The organism is Citrobacter pasteurii, assembly GCF_019047765.1.
Taxonomy (GTDB): Bacteria; Pseudomonadota; Gammaproteobacteria; order Enterobacterales; family Enterobacteriaceae; genus Citrobacter; species Citrobacter pasteurii.
In genome coordinates, this window is record NZ_CP077262.1 from 1,124,884 (window position 1) to 1,150,818 (window position 25,935).

The 25,935-nt window shown below is 50.8% G+C and carries 18 protein-coding genes, 1 tRNA gene and 1 pseudogene; 2 read left to right on the plus strand and 18 right to left on the minus strand.

Annotated features, from left to right (window positions below; genetic code table 11):
- Positions 1–4 precede the first annotated feature (4 nt).
- On the plus strand, positions 5–1,156 hold the full coding sequence (locus I6L54_RS05525; RefSeq protein WP_040063370.1) for an IS30 family transposase: 1,152 nt from the start codon (positions 5–7) through the stop codon (positions 1,154–1,156).
- A gap of 9 nt (positions 1,157–1,165) precedes the next feature.
- Here the strand turns inward: I6L54_RS05525 and I6L54_RS05530 are convergent.
- Positions 1,166–1,414, minus strand: a pseudogene (locus tag I6L54_RS05530) (transposase); the annotation flags it as partial.
- Positions 1,415–1,947: 533 nt separating this feature from the next.
- Here I6L54_RS05530 and I6L54_RS05535 point away from each other — a divergent pair.
- The gene (locus I6L54_RS05535) at positions 1,948–2,403 is read left to right on the plus strand and encodes an IrmA family protein (protein WP_047363966.1); all 456 of its coding nucleotides are present in this window, start codon (positions 1,948–1,950) and stop codon (positions 2,401–2,403) included.
- 59 nt (positions 2,404–2,462) lie between these two features.
- On the opposite strand, the gene I6L54_RS05540 is transcribed toward I6L54_RS05535, so the two are convergent.
- The 17 genes from I6L54_RS05540 to I6L54_RS05620 all read right to left on the minus strand — a co-directional run bounded on the left by I6L54_RS05540 (position 2,463) and on the right by I6L54_RS05620 (position 25,671).
- Entirely contained in the window at positions 2,463–2,966 is a 504-nt protein-coding gene (locus tag I6L54_RS05540) for a hypothetical protein (protein WP_040232055.1), read from the minus strand.
- Between the two features lie 35 nt (positions 2,967–3,001).
- Complete coding sequence (locus I6L54_RS05545; RefSeq protein ID WP_040232056.1) at positions 3,002–4,570, minus strand: formylglycine-generating enzyme family protein; 1,569 nt, start codon at positions 4,568–4,570, stop codon at positions 3,002–3,004.
- Positions 4,571–4,620: 50 nt separating this feature from the next.
- Positions 4,621–5,835, minus strand: coding sequence for an ABC transporter permease (locus I6L54_RS05550; protein ID WP_040232058.1), 1,215 nt, complete (start codon positions 5,833–5,835; stop codon positions 4,621–4,623).
- Positions 5,825–6,550, minus strand: coding sequence for an ABC transporter ATP-binding protein (locus tag I6L54_RS05555; protein WP_040232060.1), 726 nt, complete (start codon positions 6,548–6,550; stop codon positions 5,825–5,827). The genes I6L54_RS05550 and I6L54_RS05555 overlap by 11 nt, the downstream gene beginning before the upstream one ends.
- Positions 6,550–8,517 (minus strand): vWA domain-containing protein, encoded by a 1,968-nt coding sequence (locus tag I6L54_RS05560; protein WP_040232062.1) that lies wholly within the window; start codon positions 8,515–8,517, stop codon positions 6,550–6,552. Before I6L54_RS05560 ends, I6L54_RS05555 begins: the two co-directional genes overlap by 1 nt.
- Positions 8,514–9,533: a hypothetical protein gene (locus I6L54_RS05565; RefSeq protein ID WP_040232063.1), complete on the minus strand. Its 1,020-nt coding sequence runs from the start codon at positions 9,531–9,533 to the stop codon at positions 8,514–8,516. The genes I6L54_RS05560 and I6L54_RS05565 overlap by 4 nt, the downstream gene beginning before the upstream one ends.
- Complete coding sequence (locus I6L54_RS05570; protein ID WP_040232065.1) at positions 9,527–12,241, minus strand: putative virulence factor; 2,715 nt, start codon at positions 12,239–12,241, stop codon at positions 9,527–9,529. The genes I6L54_RS05565 and I6L54_RS05570 overlap by 7 nt, the downstream gene beginning before the upstream one ends.
- Positions 12,241–15,309: a virulence factor SrfB gene (locus I6L54_RS05575; protein WP_040232067.1), complete on the minus strand. Its 3,069-nt coding sequence runs from the start codon at positions 15,307–15,309 to the stop codon at positions 12,241–12,243. Before I6L54_RS05575 ends, I6L54_RS05570 begins: the two co-directional genes overlap by 1 nt.
- A gap of 17 nt (positions 15,310–15,326) precedes the next feature.
- Positions 15,327–16,772 carry an SrfA family protein gene (locus tag I6L54_RS05580; protein ID WP_040232068.1) on the minus strand — a complete coding sequence of 482 codons (1,446 nt, stop codon included), beginning with the start codon at positions 16,770–16,772 and terminating at the stop codon, positions 15,327–15,329.
- A gap of 49 nt (positions 16,773–16,821) precedes the next feature.
- Positions 16,822–17,934, minus strand: coding sequence for a tellurite resistance domain protein (locus tag I6L54_RS05585; protein WP_073970863.1), 1,113 nt, complete (start codon positions 17,932–17,934; stop codon positions 16,822–16,824).
- A gap of 81 nt (positions 17,935–18,015) precedes the next feature.
- Positions 18,016–18,498: a hypothetical protein gene (locus I6L54_RS05590; protein ID WP_023288353.1), complete on the minus strand. Its 483-nt coding sequence runs from the start codon at positions 18,496–18,498 to the stop codon at positions 18,016–18,018.
- Positions 18,499–18,577: 79 nt separating this feature from the next.
- Positions 18,578–19,315 carry a coiled-coil domain-containing protein gene (locus I6L54_RS05595; RefSeq protein WP_040232073.1) on the minus strand — a complete coding sequence of 246 codons (738 nt, stop codon included), beginning with the start codon at positions 19,313–19,315 and terminating at the stop codon, positions 18,578–18,580.
- 1,294 nt (positions 19,316–20,609) lie between these two features.
- On the minus strand, positions 20,610–22,094 hold the full coding sequence (locus I6L54_RS05600) for a hypothetical protein (RefSeq protein ID WP_040232075.1): 1,485 nt from the start codon (positions 22,092–22,094) through the stop codon (positions 20,610–20,612).
- Entirely contained in the window at positions 22,066–23,127 is a 1,062-nt protein-coding gene (locus I6L54_RS05605) for a nucleoid-associated protein (protein ID WP_040232076.1), read from the minus strand. Before I6L54_RS05605 ends, I6L54_RS05600 begins: the two co-directional genes overlap by 29 nt.
- 206 nt (positions 23,128–23,333) lie before the next feature.
- On the minus strand, positions 23,334–24,587 hold the full coding sequence (locus I6L54_RS05610; RefSeq protein WP_040232077.1) for a tyrosine-type recombinase/integrase: 1,254 nt from the start codon (positions 24,585–24,587) through the stop codon (positions 23,334–23,336).
- A 195-nt stretch (positions 24,588–24,782) separates the two neighbouring features.
- Positions 24,783–24,858, minus strand: a tRNA-Phe gene (locus I6L54_RS05615).
- Between the two features lie 105 nt (positions 24,859–24,963).
- Complete coding sequence (locus I6L54_RS05620; RefSeq protein WP_040232079.1) at positions 24,964–25,671, minus strand: DUF554 domain-containing protein; 708 nt, start codon at positions 25,669–25,671, stop codon at positions 24,964–24,966.
- Positions 25,672–25,935 lie beyond the last annotated feature (264 nt).

The following is a 25,935-nucleotide window of genomic DNA, read 5'->3' on the forward strand; positions in this document are numbered from 1 at the left end:
TTGGATGAGACGGACATTTACAGCAAAGGAAAAAGCATCTGTTTTTGAACTGTGGAAGAACGGAACAGGCTTCAGCGAGATAGCTAATATCCTGGGTTCGAAACCAGGAACCATCTTCACTATGTTAAGGGATACTGGCGGTATAAAACCCAATGAGCGCAAGCGGGCTGTGGCTCACCTGACGCTATCTGAGCGCGAGGAAATACGAGCCGGTTTGTCAGCCAAAATGAGCATTCGTGCGATAGCTACTGCACTAAATCGTAGTCCTTCGACGATCTCACGTGAAGTTCAGCGCAATCGAGGCAGGCGCTATTACAAAGCTGTAGATGCTAATAACCGGGCCAACAGGATGGCGAGAAGACCAAAACCGTGCTTACTGGATCAGAATTTACCGTTGCGAGAGCTTGTTCTGGAAAAGCTGGAGATGAAGTGGTCGCCAGAGCAAATATCAGGATGGTTAAGACGAACGAAGCCGCGTCAAAAAACACTGAGAATATCGCCAGAGACAATTTATAAAACGCTGTATTTTCGTAGTCGTGAAGCGCTACACCACCTGAATGTACAGCATCTGCGCCGATCGCACAGCCTACGTCATGGCAGACGCCATACTCGTAAAGGTGAAAGAGGCACCATCAACATAGTAAACGGAACGCCAATCCACGAACGCTCGCGGCATATCGATAACAGACGCTCTCTGGGGCACTGGGAAGGCGATTTGGTGTCAGGTACAAAAAACTCGCATATCGCCACACTTGTAGACCGAAAATCACGTTATACGATCATCCTGAAACTCAGAGGAAAAGACGCTTTCTCAGTGAATCAGGCTCTTACAGAAAAATTCCTGAGCTTGCCACCTGAACTCCGGCAATCACTGACATGGGACAGAGGAATGGAGCTGGCTAGGCATCTGGAATTTACTGGTAGCACGGGCGTTAAAGTTTACTTCTGCGATCCTCAGAGTCCCTGGCAGCGAGGAACAAACGAAAACACTAATGGATTAATCCGACAGTACTTTCCCAAAAAAACCTGCCTTGCCCAATATACTCAACATGAGCTGGATAAAGTCGCAACTCAGCTAAACAACAGGCCAAGAAAGACACTGAAGTTCAAAACACCGAAAGAGATAATTGAAAGGAGTGTTGCGTTGACAGATTGAATCTACAACGGCTTTTTTTAATATGTCCCGTTCGTCGGTAACCCGCTTCAGCTCTTTCTGGAGACGGCGGATCTCGGTCTGAGCAACTGACTGTTCTTTATTAGCGGAAGAATCCGGACCGTACTTCTTTATCCAGGCGTAAAGGCTGTGAGTGGTGATATCGAGACGTGTTGCAACGCTGGCAACAGAATAACCGCGATCGACAACCTGTTTGACTGCTTCAGTTTTAAACTCTTCGGGATAACGCTTACCGCTCATGGGCACCTCTCTTTAAGCCATCTTAAATGACTCTGAGGTGTCTGTTAAACCCGTGGCGATTCAACTCATTAATTATTCTTCACCAATATCTTTATAGAATGCTATTTCCTTATATTCCGCATTAGGTATACGTAGGAAAACAAAACAACGTTTTATATAATAACGATTAATGACGTTAGCAAAACCGTTCATATACTAAAATGGTCCATCTCAATGAATTTTGCATAGGGTCTATTGATTAGGCTGTTTTTTCTACAAGCAACAAGAAAGAATAGATATTACTAATTTTGTAATGTTATTATTTTTAACGAACTAATTATCGCTCTAATTTTTTTTCGTGAGTAACGCTTTTAAATTGAAGTGCTAGTTTGTTTAGTGTATTACTATTTTTTAACCATATAGCTCATTACAATATGCTTAGAAAGCAATAGAACAGATTGAGTTGGCACTGAAATAGGCTAAAACCGACATACGTATCGGGGAAGAGAACAGAATTTTGTGAGGCGGCGTGAGGAATGAGGGCGTAGAAGATTATGATTAAGAAAACATTATGCAGCTTATTGCTGGCCGTACTTTGTGGCGGCATGGTTGGCCCCGCAGTGAGTGCGGAGAATGACCATCGGTATATTAGTATTCGTAATACGGATAGCAGTTGGGTGCAGGGCGTGTGTTCTTTGGTATTCCGGCTGGGTAACGGCGGTGATGGGACATTCAATAACCTGACAGTCAGCTTACAATTAACTGATAAATCGGGAGCCGTTCTGGAAAAAGGAACTCTTGATGTTCAGCCGTTTGGCGATAGCAGTGCAACTCGCTCAACCCTTTCGGCAACTGAATTCAGCTGTGATGCGGTTGAAAATACAGCCAACATCGTGATTACCCACGTTGAGGAAACGTCTTCGGATGGTTCAGTCCATGCTCTGCCACTGTCGATGTTTGATCCGCAATATTATCAACCATTAAAAATGAGCGTACAAAAAAGCGGATAGCTTTAGCTGCCTTCTATGGGGATGATAGATATACATCCCCATTACGACGAAATAAGCGTTTATGCTTTGTTGATTAAATCGATAATACGATCGCCTTCTGTATCTTCTTGCGCAACTCGGCTAAAGATGCTGCCATCGTTTTGTGTACCCACCTTGATAGGTTCCTTGCAATCTTTGTGGAAGATTCTTTTCCCTTTTTTTGTGACAACCACACCTGACATATCGCCGTGCTGCTCTTTATCGTAAACAATATATTCATAGGGGCCTTTGACGACACGTATCCAGTAAAGCGAGCCACCGGCGATCATCTGAGAATTATAGTAGGCGTTAACCCCCGGTTGATTAGTGACAAGATTCAGCTCAGCAGTCGGAGCAGACTGGGTTCCCAGGGCATATCCCGCGCTATCCTGCGCAATAAAGGCGCTGGCGTATTTATTATTGGTGAGCAGGCATTCCAGCGTTAATTGTTCCTGATCCTCCGCACTGTAAGACGCAGCTAAAGCTGTCTGGCTGAGTGACATACAGACAATGGTCAACGCTGCAATTCGTAGAGTTAATTTCACGTTCCTTACTCCTTTATAAACTGACATGTTTAAGATTAGTGGCCGTTCTTTACTTGTTTGCAGGTATCCAGCCAGCCAGCTGTATCAATTTTGCCGTTCGCTAGGTATTTTTGCTGATTCTGCCAATGAGCAGCGAGGAACGGCTTAAGACCGGAAAGACGTTTATTCAGCGTCAGCATCTGATTGAACACGTTCACTTCGCCTTTTAGCCCTGCTTGCCCATACAGGGTGCCGGAATCCACCAGACTGCTGGCGTAGTAGCTCGTTAGCTGCTGTAGACGATCGGTTTGTTCCGCCAGCTTATTTTTGCGGATGGCACAGTTGGCATCGCTGCTGTCTTTATCTTTGCACAGCAGCTCATAATTGTGATTGAGGAAGTCAAGGAAACGACCATCGTCCTGTAATTTGGTACAGAGAAAAGAGCCCAGATTCAGGCTGGCGCGGATAGACTGTGCTCTTTCTTCTTGCTGCTGCTGGTTGCTGGCACGAAGTTGGTTTTCCAGATCTTTCAGCTTTTTCTTCAGCTCGCCGTCTTCAACGCCAGAAGCCAGGCTACCTAACGCTTTCGCCGTATCATTGGACCCGGATTTGCTGCTCTCTGCGCCCGTTTTATCATCACCGAGAGTCGACCAGTTTTTCTCAAGAAGTTTGACCCGGTCCGTTGAGGTAATTGCCTGGGAAACCAGCACCAACCGCAGGCCCATTGTTTTACTGGTAAAAGGCTGGGCATTATCGTAATAGTTAATTTCTTTACGGCTAGCGCTGCGGATATCCGACTCACTGGACATCACGCTGCCGCCACGCACCACAAAACCGCCAGCCTGGCCATGCAATCGATTAATTTTATTGAGGTAGAAGGGGGTAAACATCATCTCAGAGACGTTGCCTAACATATCGTACAGGCCGAGCGGGTTAGGATTTAACAGACCGATGAGCTGAAGTTTCCCGTTTGAGGACTGCGAACCGGAATACCACTCATAATTTTTGATGTCGTCCATCGGATAACGGGAATCACGAAACTGTGCGGTATCCACTTTCAGACCGCCGCGCGCGGCAAACTCCCACTCTACTTCGGTGGGCAGTCGTAAAAAACCTGGCTTGTTATCTTCTTTCGGCAGCTTGTCGAGCGCGTTTGCGCGTAACCACTGGTTATATTTATCGGAGAAATTAACGGCCTCAAACCAACTGATGCTGGTTTGAGGGAGGCTAAGTTTACGCGATGGTGTCGGGCAAGTATCGGAAGTTAATGCCTGATATTGCAATGCCGTCAGCTCATATTTCGCCATTAAATAATAACGGCCTTTATTTTGGGGCGTTTCAGTAAAGCTACCGGCGATAAACGTGGGATAACTGTGTTCCACAAAGCCCCATTCACCGCCATCTTCCCCTAAGGTGATGGGAATATCATCCAGAGGACCGGCTACTGGAATTTCTACCCGACGAAATACCATCGAACCTTCGCAGGGCATAGGCAAAATCACGTCATCGCTATCCGGCTTCGGATTATAGGTTTTCTCTGCCCACGGTTCTGCCAGCGCGGGGGAGATCTTCACCAGCAGGGCTAGCGCCAGGCAGCGCGATAATGTGGAAGGAGTAAAGGCCATGAACGATCTCCGCTAAAATAGATGCTTAGGGCAAATTAAAAAAATAAGGGTTATGCCTCGCGCAGGCTCTGCGCAGGTTCAATATGGATCGCGCGCCAGGCACCGATACCGGCAACCAGCGTCGCCACAACCAGCGTCAGTAAGAGGGCGATAAGGCCGTGTAAGGGCGTTATCTTGCAAATCATCTGACCGGTGGCCTGGCTTGTGGACAGCGCCCGGTTAAATATCTGGCTGGCTAAAAAATAGATGCCAAAACCGCCTATATAGGCCATCAGGCTGAGCAAAGTGCCCTGACTAATGACGTAAACGCCTACGGCTGGTCGCGTGAAGCCCAGCAGACGAAGTACAGCAATATGCTTACGTTTACGATCGACATTGGCGATAAACGAGCCGATTAACGAGGCGATACAGCCAATGAGCGCGGTGATGGCGATCGTGTTAAAGATGATGCCCAACACACGGTTAATGCTTTTTACATTCTCAATATCCGCCAGCCGACTGGTAGTTTCGATGCGTTGGGCGCGCAAATCGCGTTCAAGGCTGGCGACATGGTCAATATCGCGTGCGTACAACCTTGCGCGGGCGTAGCGCGGCGCGTTACCGTTAAGCTGAGCGCCGCTGGCGACCCCTAACGCTGTTACCGCATAGCCATCGCGAAAATGTTCAAGAGCCATTAATAACGCGGGGCGGGTAAAGATAGCGGGGCGATTAAAATAGGTGGCTGGCAAAATCCCCACCACGGTCACGCGCTTACGTCCCCATTCGCGGCGTTCATCGAGCATACGACTCACGCGTAGCGTGAGCGTATCACCGGTTTTCACCGCCAGCTTGCGTGCCGCTTCCTGAGTAATAACAACTTCATGGTCATGATGGAGCACCTGCGTGCCGAGCAAAGGATCGCCAGCCTCTGTCGGAATGACTTCCGCATTTTCAATAAAATGTGTGCTGTCCGTCTGCAAGTCAGTCAGCGTATTGAGCGAGCGCGTTTGCCCGATGGCGAAGCCGACATCAGGCCGCTGCCGTAGCTGCGTGATCCAGTGCTGATCGTAGCTTCCGCTGCTCAACATGCGGATCTCCAGATTGCGGGGATCGTTGGCCAGATCGTTTTGTAACTGGTTCACAATGCCAAAGCGCAGGCCAAAAAGGAGCAGTAAAGGGGCGATGACCGCAACAAGAGAGGAGACGATGCAAAAAGAGATGATGCGATCGTGCCACAGGTCTTGCATTGCAAGGCGACCGAGCAGTCTTGCACGATTAAAGGACAAAGTAAGTACCTCCCCGTTCGCTCTGTGATGACGCCGTCAGCGATTCTGGCTGCGCAGCTAAACAGGGTAAATTGAAGTGTTTGACCAGAGGCCAGTCATGGCAAACGACCAGCGCCATCATTTCTTCCTGACGGACTAGTTCGATAAACAGGCTAAATAATTTCTGGGCATTGTAGGGATCGAGCGCCGCCGTCGGTTCATCTGCCAGTACCAGCGCCGGGCGATGTAATATCGCGCGCGCAAAAGCGGTGCGCTGCCGTTCGCCAAAGGAGAGCTGGGTAGGATATTTTGCCAGTAGTGGCGACAGTTTTAGCGTGTCGATGACCCTATCCAGCATGGTGCTGTCAGGGCGGGCTCCCAGCAGCTGGCACGGCAAGAGAATATTATCTTTGACGTTCAGGTAGGGAAGGAGGCCACCGTTTTGTAATACAAAGCCAAGTTCGCGTGCCCGAATCGCAGCGAGTGTATTATGTCGCTCGCCCAGAAGCAACGCGGCAATATCCTGCTGCTGTGCCCCTTTGCTGAGCGTGAAACGCCCAATTTTGCTGGGATGCAACACTAAACCAATGGCTTCCAGAAGCGTGCTTTTACCGCAGCCGCTTTCACCCGTTACCGCCACCACCTCGCCTGGCCGCAGCGAAAGCTGCGGCAGGTAAACACGGTGAGCCTGATGATCCTGACCACGAACCACGCACAAGTCTTCAATGTGCAGCATCAGGGCATCATTTCCAGTGGGATGGGATACACGCGATCGCGCGGATCGCTACCTTGCGCCAGCTCGACCCAACGGTCGACATCTGCATTATATTTTTGATAGTGACGCAGCTTGGATGACAGTGTGCGGATAAATTTCTCCTGTGACAGCCCATCCCAGCTTTTCCACGTTTCTTCATCGAGATTCAGCACATCGCTTTTGTAGGGAAGATCGGCCAGATACTCGCCCAGCACGCCAAGATCGCCGATGCTCGCGCTGTCTTGCTGTTTCAACTGGTTAGGATCGGTCCCCATTGTTGCCGCAACGGTGCGCAGTTGTTCAAACATCTTAGTGGGCGAGATCATCCCTTCATTAGCGGCTTTCAGAATCTGGCTGACGGCATCGCTTAAATCGCTCAGCTGTCCCTTGGTTAAGAGCACGCGAACATCTGTTGTGGGGATGTTCTGCTTAATCAGATCGCGATCGCTAATCCAGGCCTGGAACACCAACGGGGCTTGGGTGCTGTTGCGTTTGCCCAAATAGGCTAACTGCATCGCATGCCCGATTAACGCCGTATCCTGGAGCAATTTCTGCTCCGCCGTGAGCTTTTGCCCCTCATCTTTGGCATACAGCGCGCTGCCAATGGCGGCATCCCCCATATAGGCGGCTTTCACCTGTTCCGTAATGGCTGACGCCAGGGCATCAACCTGCTGACCGAACATTTTGATATCGCCTGCATTCACCGCCTGATAAAGGTTAGATTGCGTGCTATCAAAATTGGAGAGATCGCGGTACTGGCCCTCGGCTTTGGTATGGTTTGCTTTGCCGCTGGCGGTTTTCAGGTGCAACGTATAAATAGCAATGCCGCGGTTACCGGCTTCCAGACGGAGCTGGCTGGCATCAAGGCCGGTTCCTGAAAGTTTATTGCTGCCCTCAATCGCGCCAGCATCGGTAATCAGCACCATATAGCGGGCGCCGAATGGACTCCAGTCAATGTCATCAATAGCTGATAACACGCCGGAATAGGCATCCTCGTCGTATAAAGAGCTTGAGACCTTCGCTTCTTTAAGATCGGCGACTTTCTGCAGAAAATCCGCGCCGTCCTTGACCTGGTTAGGGTCGGCGAAAATGCGGGTGTTATATTCAAGTCCCGGTACGGCTTTGGTATTTGAACGATAAGAGACCAAACCAAACTTGACCTGCCCATCCAGATGCTCTTGTTTAATTTTGTCGTAGATCTTATTGACCGCCTCTTTAGTGCGCTCAATATACGGCCCCATTGAAATGGTTGAATCGATAACGAACACCACCGAAGCGTTAAAGCCTTTCAACTGGTTTACGTCGTTATCTTGTTTTGCCGCTGCGTTATCATCCGCCTTGCTGACGGAGGCCACGTTGAGCAGGCGCGTATAGAAGCCATCTTCGGTCATGACCTCTTCGCCGCTCAGGATTGGCAGCAGATAAAATTGCTTTTGCAGATCGACAAAATATTCCGGCTCCTGGGCCTGAATACCTTCAGCGTGGCCGTCACGCTTCAATTTGGCGCGCAGCGGCGCCACCAGAGAGACAGGATCGGGGGCAGAAAGAATGTTATCCAGACTTTCTTTCTCTTTGAAAAAGAGTAACCGATCGCGGTTGGCCGGGTTGGTAAACGCCAGCGTCAGCTGCATTTTCCAGTCTACGGTACAGGATTTCGGCAACCAGCCAAGGGTTTTGCCATAGCTATCCGGCCCGACTTTAAGCCAGCTTTGCCCCTTAGCCTCTTCCTTTTGATAAACATAAAGGCTGCTAAAGGCAGGCTGAAGCTGCCCATTTTCATCCCCGGCGTTGTCGCTAAGCTTACAGCCTGGCGTCGTCAGGATGCGCTGGTATAGCGTTTTCTTCCCTTCCTGAAGCAGCGGTTTATCGCCCTCGGCGGCAAAGAGGTGCCCGCTGAACAACAGGCCGCATAATGGCAGCGCCAGACGGCAAAAAAAAGTCCGGGTCATTTTGCTAGCTCCTCAAGGTGCTGCTTAGCCGTTTGGTTCTCGGGTTCTGATTGTAGTACCGTTTCGTACCAATAGGCCGCGGTATCTTTATCCGCCTCTTTGAAACATTCGCTTGCCTGATGGTATTTCGGATCGTACTCACCGGCGTAAATCAGGGCGATTTTGGTATCGCCGCCCTGCGCGCGATTTGCGTACAGGCGCTGGGCGACGCCGCATTTCTTCGCCTCTTTCGCTGACTGGATAATGGCCAGCAGTTTATCGCTATCGAGTTTTTCCTGAACGCACGTCTGCACGAATTCAAGCTCGCTCAGCGTGTCTAAACTCTGTGCGGAACAGCCAGCCGGGGCTTTAGGCTCGGTGTTCGTCGCTTCAGGGGCGGCGGCGGCGGGGGCTTGCTGAGCTTGTACCGCCGGGACCACCTCCTGACCTTTGTCCCGGCCCATGAACCACCAAAGCGCGCCAGCAATCACCACTAAAAGCAGGATGGCGGCGATGATGAGCGGGAGGCGGGAAGCCGCAGGTTTTTGTTGCGGCTGCGGCTCGGCATGAATGGTCGGCGCAATGGTTTCAGATTCTGCGACGGGCGCTTCTACGATGGCCACTGGTGCGGAGTCGGTTTCTGGGGTTGCCAGCATACTGCTGCTGCTGTAATTACCCGTCGCGCCCCTGGCTTCAGAAGAGAGCAACTCATCACGCACCAATTGGAGGGTGGTATTGCGCACTTCTCCTGAAGCCAGCTTGATCTGAATCTGGACCTGGCTTGCGTTTGCCAGCAAAGGGTCAAGTAGAGTAGGGCCGATACGAAAGCCGCTGCCGTTGGCCAGGGAGTAACCGCCGTTGACAGTAAACCAGTGCTGTGCAGGGCTCCAGCTGCCATCGGGCTGCAGATAGTTCTGCTCGTTATTACAAAGCGTAAAGGTCAGATCGGGCAGCACCGCAGTTTCGCCGCGCAGGCGAACCATCAATTGTGCGGTACCCGGCTCTGCCGGTTGGCAGGCGATGATTTTAGCTAGCATGGCATGTTCTCTTGTTTTAATTGGCTGATAATCTGACCAAGTTGGCGATTATGTTCGACGGAAATATCGCGCGTGGCGCTATGACCAGCGTTATCAAGTACGACGCTCATCAGGGCGGATAGCCAGTCTCCCAGATAAGAGACACCCGGCTGCGGCGCAACGGCGGCGAGCTGCGGCAGCTCGTCGTTCATCAGCGGTTTCTGGCGCAGGAAAACTTTATTTTTCTCGCCAACGTAGCTGTTGGGCACCTTTTCAGGCGGTAGAGTGAGATAACCAAACCAGGCGATAAAATCACGCATAGTCAGTTGGGCTCGCAGAACCTGGCGTGCCATAAGATGTTCACGCCGCGTACCCGCTTGCTCCTGACCCGCCAGCGCGCGTTTCAGCGTGCCTTCCAGATCGAGGCGCGTGGCTGCGGTGATCAATTCTTCGCTGAGATGATTAATCAGTTCGCTGTTCATCCCCAACTGATGCCACTGCGGCGCTTGCTGCGGCAGTTCACGCAGATGCGCGACCCAGGCTTTAAACGCCTGATGGGCGAAATCATCGTCCTGGCCGACTCTTTCCTGGGCAGTTGACGCTGGCGCGTCAACCACGGCGATTTCAGCCGGTGCGGCGGCGAATGGATCGCTGCCAAACGGGTTATCACCGAAGGGGTTGTTGCCAAATGGGCTGGCGGTAAACGCGTTTGCCGCCAGGCTGTCGCCATCGCTTGACGGTTCCGGGTTGCGGTCGCGAATGCTTAAATAGATGTTATTAAGCTCCTGCGTCGGCAGATCCAGACGATTAATTAGCTCTCCCATACTGTGGGAGCAGGCGGACAGCCCCTGCCATAGCTCTTTCGCGATGGCCTGTTTTTTCACGAGCTGCCCGTCGCCGTCTTTTTCGTACCAGCGGCCCAGGCGGCGATTGCCGGTCTCCTCGCGACACTGCTCAAGTTGTTGCTGCAAACGTGCCAGCTTGAATTCCAGATGCGCGACGCCGCGCAGCGCTTTGGTTAAGCGTCCCATGCCGCCATCGTTGAGCTCGAGCATCGCGTGCCAGGCTTTGCTCGGCTCGGTGACGTGTTGCAGCACGTTTTTAGCGCTAATGAAGGTGCTGCCCATTTCGTCGAGCTTCTGGCGATAGCGCTCGGCGATGCACGCTTCCTTGTTTCGCTCCTGTTCTGTACCGTCTTTTAGGTCGATGAACGGATTATCCAGCCCCGGTTTTCGCACCAGGAAACAGTTATTAAACGCCTGGCCGGGCGCCCATTGCTGCAGCCAATCATATTGGGCGAAACGCTCCAGCAAGGTCATGTGCAGCATACCTTCCCAGCCTTCTTTTAACTGTTCGGTGGTGAGTTGCAGACTGCTGTTGATGCGCATATCGCACATGGTGATGGCCCAGAACAGCCCAGGGTTACGGCCCTGACGTTCTTCGGCGCTTTTACCCTGCGTTTTTTCTACCCAGCGGTTTAATACCGGACCGACGTCAGCAACATCGCTCTGTTTGGCGGAGCTGGCGCACACGACCAGCGCGTTCATCTCTTGATTATCGGTGTAACGTTCAAACAGATAGGCGACTTTACCGCGCAGCAGAAGCTGGCAAATGGGATTAAGCCCCTCTCTACCGGCCTCTTCCAGTGCGGTAATTTTAAGACGCCCGCGATACCCAGGGAAGTCAAGCAGATCGACCTGCTCCACGACGCTGTCGGCCTCGACTTCCGCTAACGGGAAGATAAGCTCGGTGGTTAACGCTGCCAGTTCCGCCTGGGTTAAGCTGGCGCTGCCGATTTGCTGTTCCTCTTTCCAGTAGCGGATCTCCACGTGGCGATCCTGGCTGGAGCCTAGCCGGTTAAGGCTGTCGACGTTCATAATGCTGCCATTACTGTGATCGATCAGCGTCTCCAGCGGGGCGAACACCGTCCGGGCATGATTGAGTTTGGTCAGCACATTGGCTAATGAACGATAGGTCTCGGTGAGGGCCGGCAGTTCTCCCCACAATAAAGAAAATAGCTCTGCGCGTTCACCAGGACTCAGCGCAGGGGCAATTTTCAACACCTGCGGCCAATAGGCGTGTTCAAGTTTTTCAACCGATTTTCTGAACGAGGCGTTCAGGTAATCCCATAAGGCAACCACATCTTCCTGGCTCACGCCGTTATAGCTTTTTGCTTGTGTGGCGAGTTGTAGGAAGGGGCGCAGTCGCTCTTCAACCCTGGCTTCATCAAGTTGAAAGCTCAGCTGCTCGTGGTTGAAATCATTAAACCAGGCGTTTGCAAGAATTTTGGCCAGATCGATTTCACTGAACAGGCGCAGAGGCACAGGATAGCCCGCAGGCGCAGCGGGGGCCTGGCGGGTGAAGCGGGTGACCAGGCCGGTGGCCTCTTTACCGCCGCCGACGGGATTCACTTCTTTGATAAAGTCGACGCGCCGTTCGCCATAAAGGGCTTCCAGTGAACCATTGCTGCCCGCTGCCAGCGCGGAGATGAGATAGGATTTCCCGGCCTGAGAAATGCCAAAAAAACCGACGGTCATTGGCGTTCTGGCGACCAACGTCAGGCTATTGGCCTGGTTACGCGTGCGGAGCAAGCTAAGGTTGAGTTTATCCGCCTCGTTGTCGAGGCGACGTGAACCGGAACGCACTGCATCAACCCAGCCAAGTGCGTCCTGACAGCCCTGAGCGATAGCTGCCCAACCCTGAGTGAGAGATTTTTGATCGCTATTCATTATTTTTTAACACTCCCGCTATCGAGCCAGTGTCGGCTATCAATGAGCCCCGTATCGGGCATAGTATTGAGTTCCAGATCTACATCACGCTTGCTGAATGACTTATCGGTGTTGCTGGTGATATCCGCAATCATCAGCCGATCGCTGATTAAGCCCAGTTGGCGCGCCCGTTTGCCTTTGTCGATAGCCAGTCTCACTTTCAGGTACGGTGAACCGTTATCCACGGAGAAGGCGGCGGAAAACTTCTTACGGCCTTCTTCGCTAAAACGTAAGGTATAAAGCGGTGCGGCGGCCCAACGTTCGGCATCCAGTTGACGATAACCCAGCCGCAAATCGCCACGCATGATGATACTTTGCGTGGTGTTCTCGCCATTTTCGTCGGTGAATGTCGGCAGTTTTATCTGCCCGTTCTCCGATTCGATATGGCGATAAACGATATCGGCACTGCGAATCAGGTTATCCATATCAATGGTGCCAATATGGCGAATCGTTGAGTAAGGCTTCAGCGCCGAGGTACGGAAATGGAAGTTAGGAATGCTGTGATTTGCGCACAGCTGTGTGAGCATCGCGCCAACGGAGGCGGTGCTCTTCGGATCGTCGATATGGCCATTTTTATGGAACGGATACCAGGTGCCGGTCTGATAACCGTGCAGCGGTAAAATACGCCCCGGCGGCAATGGCAGGTTGCGACGGATAATTGCCTGAATGCCCGGCAGCTGCGAAGGGCGGCCCGTCAGCAGTAGCAGGTCGCAATGATAATAGCTCAGCACTTCGCACAGCGCGGTTAGCACTTTATCAATGTTGAACTTACCCGAGCACAAATCGTTATGCACTCTGGCGAGCGGCAGAGTGAGCATTACCTCAGCCAGTTTGAAATCGGTCGGGCCACCAGCTTTTTGTACTTCGCGGCGAACAAAGCCCTCGACTTCATCACGCAGAGAACCTACCGGCAGTAGATCGCCGACACGTTGGTTAATCACGATATGCGTTTGCTCGTCCAGCGGATCGAATTGCTCGTATTTACCCAGAATGTGCAACGCGAGGGGAACGAAGAGTTGCAGGGTGAGCTGCTGGCGCAGCACGGATTCCGCCGCGCTAATATTTTGCGAGCCGCACAGTTGAGACATCAGCGTCTCAACGGATATGACCCCCGTTTCACGCAGCGCCTGCTCAAAGGCTGGAAGCACATAGGACTGGATGACATCTAGCAGAATATCGTCGCCGGCAATTTTAAAACTGTCGCGAAAACGCTGCTGCGGGATGATATGGACGTTAGCGCCGCCCCCACTATGACCATTGCGATCGAGATGATAATCGGTGATGACCAGATCGGTGGTGCCGCCGCCGATATCGATAGATGCGATGGATATTCTTTCACGTTGCGTGCTGTCGGGTCGGCTAAGGGCGTCGAAAAACGACTCCGGGTGACCGGCAAAGTTTTGGTTTATCTCGGTGTAGAGATAAACCAACTGCGCGCAGGACGCTTCATCCCACTCGACCCTGATTTTTGGCAGCGGAATTTTAATGTTTGTCTGACTATGATCTTCTTGCTCATCCTCATAAGGATCGTTTTCGCCGTTGTGCCAGCGTAGCGCTTTCCAGACTAAACCGACCGCCTGACGCATACGGTCATCCAGTACGCAACGTTCAGCCATCGGCATACCGGGCGGCACGGTCAGAATAATATGGCGTAGCTGACGCGGAATACCTGCGTGTCCCTGACGTATGCGCTGTTCCGGGCTATTAATCTGACTAATCGCCTGGGTTAATACTTCCGCGAGCATAAAGGTCATCAGAGAACTGCGAGAATAGCGTGGCGTAAAGACCGGGATGCGATCCATCTCATCTTCGATGGTGTGTAACGCCTCGCCCCGTTCATCGATCAGATTCGCGAACGGCGCAGCGGTGGCGAGTGGATTACTGTCCTGCACGTAACTACCGTTAAATCGCCAGCCCTGACCGTAATATTTTTCATCCCAAAGATAACGTTTAGGGCTGGAGAGGCCGGTTGAACCTTCGCTGCCTTTTCGGCGCGCCGCTAAACGACCCGCTTCTCCGCCGATACGAGCGATCGTCGGCCACTGGAAGGCATCGTGGCGGCCGCTACGCACCGAGCAGTGATCTTTGCCGAAGAAGGCCTGTGAAAATTCGACCCGGCTTTCAAAGGGTTCGGTATAAACATGTTCCGGCGCGCTAAGATCGCGCAATTTGAGCACATAGTTGTGCTGCATACCTGAACCTGATTGCCCATGATCTTCAATGAGAATACCGCAGGTGCGTGAGTTACCGACATCGAGGATCAAATCAACGGGAATAGGCTTGATAGCGTTAGTTTCCCGATTGGCGATGACCCTGAAATGCGGCAATTCAATGATGGGGGCGGTCTGACTTTGCAAACCTTCGACGGGAATCGCCATCAGTGAAAGAAGGTTAAGGTAGTGCGCCAGCGGATACTGCTGGTTAAGCTCCTGCTCGCGTTCGTCGATATCCCGGCCTTTGCTCGCCTCTTTAAATACCTCTTTCAGCCAGTCGACAATCCACTCTTGCGTGAGATACCAGTTAAGGGCATAGGTGGCTGTCGCCACCGCAAAGGTTGCCCCGGCATTGACATCTTCCTGGTTCGGGCTGAGGTCGGCGGCGGCCTGCTGTTTGGCCATTACGCGAGTATCGATAGCCAACGTCATTCGATGGCTATGCCCATCCATATCAGGCTTGTCCAGCTTGACGATACGAAAACGCGCCCAGTTTAGCGGCCCTTCCTGATAGACGTCAGGCGGGCTAAAACGGAGTAGGGGAAGCGGCAACCATGTCCCGTCAAACAGCTTAAGACTCTGCTCAACGGGAATATCGTACTGGCTTTTAGCCTTCTCGATATTTGCCGGGCTGGGCTGATAAAAATAGTAATCACGCTGTTCGTTGTAGATTAAACGGGTCAATACGCCATTGGCTAATTTAACAAATTCACCGGCGGGCAAACGTCCTGGAGACAAACCAAAATCCATAAACTGGATCCCGGAGTCGCCTACCAGGGTTACTTGACGATCAAAAGATACAATCTCGGGCAACATAGTTATCTCGTCCCTGTTCAGGAATTAGGTTGAAGCATACGAATCGGGAAGGTTTTTTCCCCATCGTTGCTGCCAATACAATCGGCATGACCCGCGGAAGGTGATTTGCACTCGATGGTCGGCACAATAAAGTTTGAGCCATCGCTGCAGGTCATTTGCTCAGGGTTGGTAATGTTGAGCGCCCCCTGCTGCACGTTACCGTTGGCTGGGCCACGGCACGTTACGCCGCTGGACTGGCGGACGCTGACGGTGCCGTTGCCCTGGTCAAAATTATATTGCAGCTGGAGCGGGCGTCCGGTGTGCTTGTCCTGAATACCGCCATTCACGCGCCATTCGCCGTTAAGAAACTTCGCCGGGCCGTCCGGCAGCGTGGCCGGGAGGGTTAACGGTTCGCCCTGCGGCGCAACGAGCGGCGGAGCGGTTACCGGAGTCACGCCCGGAGGCGTCTGCTCGTCGTGGGTATCCTGTACGCCGGGCGGCAGTGGCGGTTCTACGCTGGCTTCATTTGCGTTAGCCGGCGGCGGCGCATCGCCGTCTACCGCTCTGTCAGATGTGTCGGCAGGCATCGCGGGCACCGTTGAATCCAGCGCAGGATGCGCGTCCGCGGTTGACCCTTCCACAATGCCGGGTACGGCGCGAGCGCCAACGGCGGTTTCTGACCCCCTGATCGCCACGTCATGGGTGCTGGCGGCCGGGTGCGTAGCCACAGTTTCAGCGGTGACCGTGGTTTTATCCGCAGAAAGACCAGGGAGGCCCGGCAGGGAAAGAGAAGGAGCGCAGCCGCGGAGCAGCCCTAACAGCAGCGCCAGCAGCAGTAACGCCAAAAGTAGCCATAGCAACCAACGCCAGCGCCAGCGGCGCGTTCGAATATCAACAAAGGGCGCGGGAGCGGGTTCGACGGTTTTTTCCGTGGCGCTGGCCTGCGGCGGAACGGCCGCGAGGGCGGCGGCGGGAACGGACGATGAACTCAGCCAATGCATCGGGTGACGTTGTTCCCCTTCCGGGTGGACAAACCCCCAAAAGGTGATCACCAGCGTTCCATTAACGAGATAGACAAACTCATAATCGGGGAAATGGGTCACAGATTTAAGCAACTGGGCAAAGACCCGACGATCGCCGCCGGTTCCGCTTTGCTCCGCGTTGAGCAGCTGTTCGCTTAGTGACTGCACTGCCATTTGAAACGCATTAAATTGCTGGCGCGCCGATTCTCGCTCCGCTTCGCTTGCGCCGCTCCACGGGATAACATCGCCGGGAAAACTGCTGTACCAGTCGGTTCTGTCACCGCCCTGATCGTTTTGCGGGATAGCCAGATGACGGGCCAGATCGCGCCCTGCATCAAGACGATAGATGGCTTCGCGTAGCTGGAAGGCCATCTTGAAAACAGGATAGCCCGTTTCACCCAGCGCCTTGAATGAAGAGTTATTTCCGGTACGAAGTAGTGGTCCCTGAATCGAATTTCGCATTATCTAACCCTTAAAGGCTGTAATTTGACTAAAGCCACAGTGGTACAGGCTAATTTTTGGTCGCGCCGGGCGTCCATTTGAAACCCCAGCCATAGTGCTTATCCATCGACTCGCGGTCGGGGAAGAAACGGTCAAGGCGTTCAACCTGAATATTGCCATCGACATTTTTGAGCCTGGCGATGGCGGCGACATTATTACGCTGGTCGCTATCCGTGAGCATGGATGTAATCGGCTGCTGTTCGGGGACATAGAGGGTGACGGAGGCGTTTGTCCCTTGCCAGTTATCGGTGCCAGCGTAAATGAAGCTATAAATCAACACCTCATCAATGTCCTGCCAGTGGCTGCCGTTGACGAAAAGCCATTCGCCATCCACGTCATTGCCTTCACGCAGATCTTCCTGCAGCAGCAGATACGGTGGCTGGTCATAGTTGCCGGGCAAATGACTCAGCGCCTCAGCGCCGCTGATTTCACCGTTTTTTAAGCGCACAAAGGCGGCAATATCGAGATCGACAGGCTCTTTGTGGTCCCCCTGCTTCCACTGCAGATTGATTTTTATCCGGCCAAAATCCTGACGTTTCTCAAGCTTCACGCTGGGATTGGTGTCAGTTAATTCGGTATGGGTTGGTGTAACAACGGGGAGCTTCACGGCCGGGCGATGTGTAAACCACCACCAGACACCGACGAGCAGGAGCAGCAGTAGCAATAATGCCAGCCAAGGAAGAAAACCGCGCCACCAGGGGATAACCACTACTGTATGGAGGGGGGCCGCTGTGCTGGCTGTGGCCCAATTGACCAACACCGGTTCGCCGCCGACGCTATAGCCGTCGAGGTGGTGCGATTGGGTGAGCAGCGTTTGCAACGCATGTGCTGACTTATCTTCGCCGCGCGCGGCCAGCTGGCTGATTAACCCCGCCAGAATGTCCTGATATTGCTGACGTTTATTCTCAACAGTCAGCCGTTCGGCGTCATTCAGTGCGGAAAAAGGTTTAGCCAGCCCCTGACGTGCTGTCCACCACTCCAGGCGTCCTTCAGCATTGCGACGCGCGGTGGCATACAGCAGCGCCAGTGAAGGAGGAAGATGACGATGTATGATACCGACCGTCTCTTCATAGGTTGTCAGCGTTGCTTCATCAATCGGCGCGGCAGTTGTTAATCGTTGCATAAGCAAATCATTATTGTTGTGGATGATATGCATGAGATGTGTATCATCGCATCTCAGACAGCCGGAACGTTTTCTGCGCTTTTAGCGGAGCGTATTTGCTTCTTCGAGAACTTTAATTTTGTGCTTGGCTTCGGCGACCTTTTTCTCAATCGCTGAAATTTCGCTGGCGCTCGTTGCCGTTTGTGACTGGCGCTGCAGCTCCTGCAATTTGGCAATTTCCTGCTGGCGTTCGCGGCTTTGAATCTTGCTTGATTTCAGTTTTGCGAGAGTCTGCGACAGATCCGAACGCACGGCATTTAGCCTTGCTTGTTCATCTGCCAGCTTTTGATTTAAGGTCTGCTGTCTGTTTTGGGTATAATCCTGCTGTTGCCTGGCCGATTCATTTTGATATTGGCTCAGACGAACCTGCTGTTCTTTTTGATCAACCTGCTGACGATAACCACCCGACGTGGCGCAGCTCAGTTTGGTAATAAAGCTTGGATCTTGTGCGTGTAAATCACAGTCCTGGGGGGACGTAGTACAACCCGTAAGGACAAGGGCGGCAAGAAGTGCGTATTTTCTCATCAAATAATCCATCATTAGCGTCGAATAACGCTGCTTTAAGCAGTCTTAAACCGGCCGATAATGCTATCGGCCGAAAGGGTTAACCAAGGGAGATCGCCTGGCGCTGTTCATACAGCTCGTTGGTTTCTTGTTCCAGAGCAGCAATCTTGCTATTGAGATTGGCATATTCTTTGTTCAAATTTGCCAGCTTGCTTTTCTCTGCACTTGTGGTGGTCGTTTGACCTTGTAAAGCGACCTTATAGGCAGATTCTTTATCCTTCATGCCTTTCATGGTCTCTTTCATCTTGCTGATGTTGGCATCAATTTGCGCCAGCTGGGTTTTCGCACCGACTTTATCAAATCCAGCTTTATCTTTTTGGATGCTGATTTTGGTTAAGGTGGCCTGGTTTTCGCTAATAACTTGTTTCATCGCCAGCGTCGATTTTTCAACCGCTGCGGTATCTTTGCTGATGTCATTATCCATAGCCTGCAGACGATCGGCTGTAGAGGCATAATCTTTTTTCAGGCCATCAAGATAGTAGTTAGCGGTCATACCTGCAGCACAGCCAGCTGCGCCACCAATTGCAGCGCCGGCAAGCGCTTTCTTCGAGTCACCTGCTAACGCCCCTACTAACGCGCCGAGAGCTGCGCCGGATACGGCGCCTACGCCACAACCTTGTGCACCAGAAGCGCTAAAGAACTGTGATTGTTCTGTGGTGGTAAGGCGAGGATCCGGCTTTGTCCCAGACAGGAGAGAGCTTCCTGTATTGGCACAGCCTCCAAGTAACAATGCTGCGGAAATCACGATGCATGTGGTAGTTCGGTTAAATGTATTCACAATCTTTTTCCTTAAAAATAATTAAGTAACGACAAGCAAGCTGTATCAACTAAAAATTTAGAATTAGTAATGATTTTGTCCGACATTACTGATTATTGTATTAGTTATAAGATGTCAAAAGAGCTATTCAAAGAGTATTTAAATAATAAGCAATAAATTAATTGCAATGCGTTATTATGTGTTCGTAGGTATCCCGCACTGACAGCTTATGCAATTTTGTGTTTTCGTATCACTTTATGTTGGCCTTGCTGCTGAAACACATCTTTTTTAAAAATAATCGACATTTTCGAATTCGTAGGCCTTACCATGAAACATGGGAGGATATCTCCACATAAAACATACATTCCGTGAATGTATCTCAACGTCTGACATTTTTCCAGTGTGTACAATTAGGATGTTGATTCAACTGATTAATCTGTATTAAACACACTAAAGATCATGCCAGAAATGCCGATAAATCACAAGTATGCTGCCGTCTTTGCTTGTGATGTAGGTAGGGTTACAGTTCTTGTTTTCGCCGATGTAATCTGTATTTGATACCTTAATGTAGTTGTTTATTAGTTGCAGTGTTTTGTGTATGCGTGGAAGGATGAGTGTACGTAAAGTGGCAGGCGGGAATGTTAATGGAAACCTTGAAATATACTTTTGGGAGATAGGGGGGGGTTTAATTTAATATGCATGAAATTTTCATTTACTATCACCTTCTTGATTATATGTCCGTGATCTGATGCAAGTATCTATGAATCTAAAAAAGGGTGTAGTGAATTTTTTCTAACGGAATATACAATGTGGTTTTGTTCATCCATCAATGTTTGTTAAAATCATTTTATGAATCGATTCCGCGCACGATTAAATTGGAAGACTTTTTAGTACAGGGCTAGGATGTCAACGACGGGTGAAAAGTGATCCACTTACATCTCCACCTACATTCTAATATTGATCCACCGTTTTACTCAGGATTAGCTTCAGCGATAACTGTAGTGGTTTACAGAATTTTACCACCTGAACAAAGGTGATACGCTCATCTCAGAACAATACAGGCATCCCAATGAAAAAAAAGAAATTTCAGTGCTGAATTTAAATACGAATCCGCACAAATGGTCCTTGAGTAGAACTACACCATTGCAACTGCGGACAGTGCTATGGGGGTGGTTCTTTCTACCATGACGCGATGGGGAAAGCAGTTGCGAGATGACCGACAGGGCAAAATGAATTTCTGTTTAGTTACCTGAAAGCAGATAACCATGAGAGTTGCTCATTACCAGAGCCTGCTATGATCTCTGATTGTTTCATTTCAGCCTTGAAGGACACACTGGAAATCGTTCGGGCCTCGCAGGGCCGTGGATGTCAGAAACTGCAGCGCACTCATAACCCAAGTGTATCCAGAATGCATGATCATACTTAGCGACCAGAATTCACTTGCTGCTGCCGTGAGTAATAGCGTAACCAGTACGAGCATAATGGCCGACGTTATTCGCTCAACCCGGCGATATGACCACATTGCGGTATTAATGGGAAGACCCGCAAGCTCCTGATAATCTTGTTCATCCAGAAAACCATATAACTTACTTCTCCAGGTTATTCTGTTTTGTTCCAGCAGTGAAAGGGCATTCCGGTTGATATAGACCGACATCCCGTATGAGATGGCGATATACAGGGCCAGTGCACAAAATGCCAGAGCATACACTTTTTGCGGACCACTTGCCTTTAGGGCCTCCAGACTGTAGCGAAGGATCAGAGTGCTGATAACCAGGGCCATATCTTTCCACAACGTGGAAGACAGGTCACGCGACTGCTGCAGAATTTTTTGTGTGTCCTCTGTCAGACTTTTTCGCAAATCGCCCAGCGATTTCAGGGTGTCTTTTCCCCCTGTCCGGATATGGGCCTTGTAGAGAAGTCGGGCTGACTCCAGTGCCGGGGAGAGTCGATACACAATGCCTTCACAAAACGTAACGCCCTCAGGCCATTCTCTGGCCAGTTCACTGGACAAAAAGGTATGTTTAAGCTCGGTTTCGTTTCCTTCCAGAAAAATCCATTTTGCTGTTTCCTGAATGACGTCAAAGGCGGGCAGAGCCGCATGTTCTTCCCCGAAAGGGATTTTCCGCGGCGGTTTTCCTGACAGTCCGACCTTTTTTATTTCGGCAGCAAAAAGCTCATTGACGAAACATTTCAACAACTCCCGACAAGCGAGTGACTCCCAGAGTCTCATTGATTCGTCGATCACTGTATCGCCGGATATCAGGATCCAAGGTGCAATGGTATCTGGGGGAAGAAAGTCAGTTGAAAAACAACGGATAATGCTTTTTGTGACGGAGGCCGTCTGAGTTGGGACGTCGCTTTCACTCTCATCCGGGAGCATTTTTTTCCACGGCGCGACCTTCCATTGTTGTGTTTCAAATGCTTCGTTGATAAACAGGGCGTAGATGCGGTGATACTGACAGAGCCTGGGATCCTGGAGTAAAAACGAACGCCAACCTTCCAAGGTGAAGAGGCGCAAAATTCCGGGGAGTTCATCGCTGATGATGGTGATAAAGTGCTTCTGACCGGGGATACCTTGTGCGGGGTGGATATCATCTCGACTATCATCAACAAAGGTGATCCTGAGATTTTCGGCATCGGTATCCATTACTTCCCCCCATAACTGAAGGGTGTCATTATCCATGGTTCCAGAAATGAACAATTTCCGGGTGGTGGTTTGCTGATCTTCAGTGATCACCAGATCAGATGTGCGGCGTGAGCAGTCAATTGCCTTACCGATTTTTTCCAGTATCGATGTCATCTGTCACCAGCCCTGCAGTCACTATCACTATACGTTTTCGCCCGTCTTCCATCGTTTGGATATCCGGTGCATTATCCTCATCGTAGATAACAATAACATCTTCCAGAGTTACCAGTTTTCTTTTCCGTGGCTTAGGAATGTTCTCAGGGGTGATCCGGAAAGATTCACCTGAAATTCCCAGGTCTTTTATTTTACGGGTAAAGGATTTGACCAGCGGATGATCTTCTTCCATTGGTCCAAAAATCTGGTTAAGCAGGGAAAGGGGTTCATCGGTGTTAAAATCCTGCGCCCCGTGATGTAACGTTTCATAAATCTTGTTAACACCGCTGCGTCTGATGTCGTCCGGTAACAGGTCTCGATGCTTTTTGAAGACATCCTTGAGTGCGGCAACCAGTTTGTCGCTGAGATCGGTTGTACTGTTGACGCGCTGTACCTGTAAAAAACGCTCAAAATAAACGGAGATATTGGTTCGTTTGCTGCGATCCCGAACGACAACCCGCCCACCCTGAGCATCTGCCGTCAGGCGGACCAGAGCAATTTTCTGCATGGCTTCAGCTTTCTTGACGAAGCTTTCGCGGAAACGTTCGAGTCTGGGAACCTGAAACTCGTCTCCCTCCGCATCCAGCACGTAACGTACCACGTCCTCGTTATCATATTTAATGAGGGCAAACAGTTTTTCATCATTGAGGGTGTGAAGCTCAAAAAGAAAAAATACCCCCATGCTGGCATTTTTTGTGTGGTGATGAGACTGAAAATCGTTTGCCAGAAAGGTGGACTGTTCGGTGAAGCAACTAGCGTCGGTATCGGCATTGTTCCTTATGAGCCGCAGAATACGCTCGGTATTGGACAATTCCGTAAACCGGAACATGTTACCGCTTAATGCAGACTTAATCCGTTCCAGAAAAAAATCGACGTGTTCAGGTGGTGATATTTCGCTGAGCAGCACTGGGATCTCCAGTTCCCCACCAACGACATGAAAAATCATTCGTTTTATTGTCAGTGCATTAATTTCTTCATCCGTTAAAAAACTCATAGTGACACCCCGTTATTTCGTGTCTTATTTTATCGTTAATTGCTGTGACATGCTTTAAAGCGGGTAGTATAGGTAATCACCTGTACCTACGTAAAATAGTTCATCACAAGGACAGGCGGCAGCTTGCCATCAACCCCTCTGTGAATAAATGTATACAGGGAAAGAATAAGTAAACATTCTCCCGGCATTTCTGCCGGGAGAATAGATTATAATTGTTGTCTGGCGTAATCGAAAGGTGAGACCGGATTTTCACTATTCGCATCGAGAAAATCTGCCCACCATTGCAGCATCAATTTGCGTTCATCTAAGAACTCAGCTTTATGAATGTAGGCCGCACGTACGCCATTACGTTCCTGATGGCTCATCTGGCGCTCCACAGCATCTCTCGACCATAATCCTGACTCAATCAACGAACTACAGGCCATTGCCCGGAAGCCGTGACCACAGACATCGACCTTTGTATCGTAGCCCATAAGACGTAGTGCGTTATTCACTGTATTTTCACTCATGGGTTTCCATGGATTGTGATCGCCAGTGAAAATCAGTTCATATTCCCCGCTGATGGCTTGGATTTGTTTGAGAATATCCAGTGCCTGAGTTGATAGCGGGACCAGATGCTCTGTACGCATTTTAGAGCCTCGATGCGAGTACTTGACCCCTTCAATAGGTTTCCGCTCGGGAGGAATGGTCCACATGGCTTTCTTGAAGTCGATCTCAGACCACCTAGCAAAGCGTAGTTCACTGGAACGTATGAAGATAAGCAGGGTAAGTTTGGTTGCCAGCCGGGTGAGAGGTTGTCCTCTGTAGTTGTCCAGTCGTTCAAGCAGCTCTGAAATGCGATTTAAGGCGAGGGCAGGGCGATGCTGGCGCTTCACCGTCGTTAAAGCACCAGCCATATCCACGGCAGGGTTATAGCTGATAATGCCGGACTGGGCAGCATAGCGCATGATGGCAGTGATACGCTGCTGAAGGCGGGCTGCAATCTCATATATCTCTTTGGATTCGGCTGTTTTAACGGGGACAAGTAAATCGGGAGTTCTGAGGGTGGTAATATCACGTGAGCCGATAAGAGGAAATACGTGACTCTCAAGACTTTTGAGCACCTTCTCGCTGTGAGCTTCGGACCATTTTTTGTTGCTCTTGTGCCACTGACGTGCAACAAGCTCGAACGTATTGCTGGCCTCCTGTACTGCTTTCTTTACTCGTTTCTGTTCGCACGGATCAATTCCCTCCGTTATCTGTTTCCTTGCCGCATCGCGCTTTTCCCTTGCTTCTGATAATGAGACTTCAGGATAGACGCCCAGAGCGAGCGTTTTCTCTTTGCCCAGAAACCGATAGCGGAGTCGCCAGTAACGCGAGCCGTTAGGGTGAACGAGCAAAAACATGTTGCCGCTGTCAGCAAGTTTATAAGGTTTTTCATCCGGTTTAGCTGCCCGGATTTTAGCGTCAGTGAGCGCCATTGGTGGGGTCTCCTGATAGTAAAAGGGGTATAAATTTTATCGAATCAGACTATACCCTCAGTTGTACCCTCGCAAGGGACTTGAAGCGGGTTGAATTTGATTGAGTTGGGTGGAGTTAACGTATTGTGGATGTGTTGATTTTCGCGGGTTCAGAATGCAAAAACGGACCTCCGTGGAGGTCCGTTGATATGAATTTGGTGCCCGGACTCGGAATCGAACCAAGGACACGGGGATTTTCAATCCCCTGCTCTACCGACTGAGCTATCCGGGCAACGAGGCGCATTAAACCCGATTCGCTTCGCTTCGTCAACGAAATTTCTTCAAATCAATGCAGACTGCACAATCTATCACCAGATTGCTGCAATTGCACGCATTCTCAGGCAAAAAATGCCATCCACGCAGCGGAAAGCGGCATTGCCAGCAGCAGGGCCGGAAGCATATTCACCACCGCAAACATTTTGATGCCGCAAATCCGCAAACCGGTTGCCAGCAGCAACAGTCCGCCTACGGCGCTGAAATCAGCCATCATGGCGGGCGTCGTCAGAGGCAAAATCAGTGCAGCACAGGTGGCAAGCGTTAGCTGGATTGCCAGCATCGGCACGCAAATTGCCGATACCGCGATTCCTAATGAACAGGCAAAAATGATGGCCGTGAAGAAATCCAGAAATGACTTGGCGATTAAAATATTCGGGTCGCCGGTCATCCCTTCATGTATCGCGCCAAAGATCCCGGTACCGCTGGCGCAAAACAGCACGATGATGGCCACATAGCTTTGAATAAAGGATTCGTGCGTAGCGTTGGCGTCTGACCGGGTGAAAAGCTGCTGCGCTTTGGCAACCGCGGCATTGATTCCTTTTTCCAGATGGCAGAACTCGCCAATTAATGCGCCCACCAGCGTTGCCAGAACCATTACCGGCAAGTTAACGCATTTCAACACCAACAGAATACCTATCCCCAACGAGCACAACCCGAATATTGAGGTCATGGAGATCCGAATGCGTTCAGGTAAGTGCTGGCTGAGCAGCGCGCCGAGAACACCACCGAATAAAATGGCGCTGGCATTAATAAAGGGTCCGATTACCACGTTAGCTCCTGCATACCCATTATCGTCTTGATGCTAAAGGCAATTGGCTGGGTGAAATTATGTTTCAGATTGCATTATTATGCCGCTATTTTCAGACGAAATGTTTGTTTATCTGTGAGGTTTAAGCACAGGATTTTATCTTGCGCCTGTAGGTGAAAGGTGCCATGATTGCGCGAATTTTCTCCTGTCTGAATGGGGTTGCCTGGGATGATATTACTCCCCCTACATCGCCTTCAACATCGCCTTTTTGCGCGACGTTTGCCC

Bases quoted from the DNA above. Each gene is read 5' to 3' on its own strand.
- I6L54_RS05545 (WP_040232056.1), bottom strand. From the start codon at position 4,570: ATGGCCTTTACTCCTTCCACATTATCGCGCTGCCTGGCGCTAGCCCTG.
- I6L54_RS05600 (WP_040232075.1), bottom strand. From the start codon at position 22,094: ATGACATCGATACTGGAAAAAATCGGTAAGGCAATTGACTGCTCACGC.
- I6L54_RS05560 (WP_040232062.1), bottom strand. From the start codon at position 8,517: ATGACCCGGACTTTTTTTTGCCGTCTGGCGCTGCCATTATGCGGCCTG.
- I6L54_RS05570 (WP_040232065.1), bottom strand. From the start codon at position 12,241: ATGAATAGCGATCAAAAATCTCTCACTCAGGGTTGGGCAGCTATCGCT.
- I6L54_RS05535 (WP_047363966.1), top strand. From the start codon at position 1,948: ATGATTAAGAAAACATTATGCAGCTTATTGCTGGCCGTACTTTGTGGC.
- I6L54_RS05525 (WP_040063370.1), top strand. From the start codon at position 5: ATGAGACGGACATTTACAGCAAAGGAAAAAGCATCTGTTTTTGAACTG.
- I6L54_RS05555 (WP_040232060.1), bottom strand. From the start codon at position 6,550: ATGCTGCACATTGAAGACTTGTGCGTGGTTCGTGGTCAGGATCATCAG.
- I6L54_RS05580 (WP_040232068.1), bottom strand. From the start codon at position 16,772: ATGCGAAATTCGATTCAGGGACCACTACTTCGTACCGGAAATAACTCT.
- I6L54_RS05605 (WP_040232076.1), bottom strand. From the start codon at position 23,127: ATGAGTTTTTTAACGGATGAAGAAATTAATGCACTGACAATAAAACGA.
- I6L54_RS05565 (WP_040232063.1), bottom strand. From the start codon at position 9,533: ATGCTAGCTAAAATCATCGCCTGCCAACCGGCAGAGCCGGGTACCGCA.
- I6L54_RS05585 (WP_073970863.1), bottom strand. From the start codon at position 17,934: ATGCAACGATTAACAACTGCCGCGCCGATTGATGAAGCAACGCTGACA.
- I6L54_RS05575 (WP_040232067.1), bottom strand. From the start codon at position 15,309: ATGTTGCCCGAGATTGTATCTTTTGATCGTCAAGTAACCCTGGTAGGC.
- I6L54_RS05590 (WP_023288353.1), bottom strand. From the start codon at position 18,498: ATGAGAAAATACGCACTTCTTGCCGCCCTTGTCCTTACGGGTTGTACT.
- I6L54_RS05610 (WP_040232077.1), bottom strand. From the start codon at position 24,587: ATGGCGCTCACTGACGCTAAAATCCGGGCAGCTAAACCGGATGAAAAA.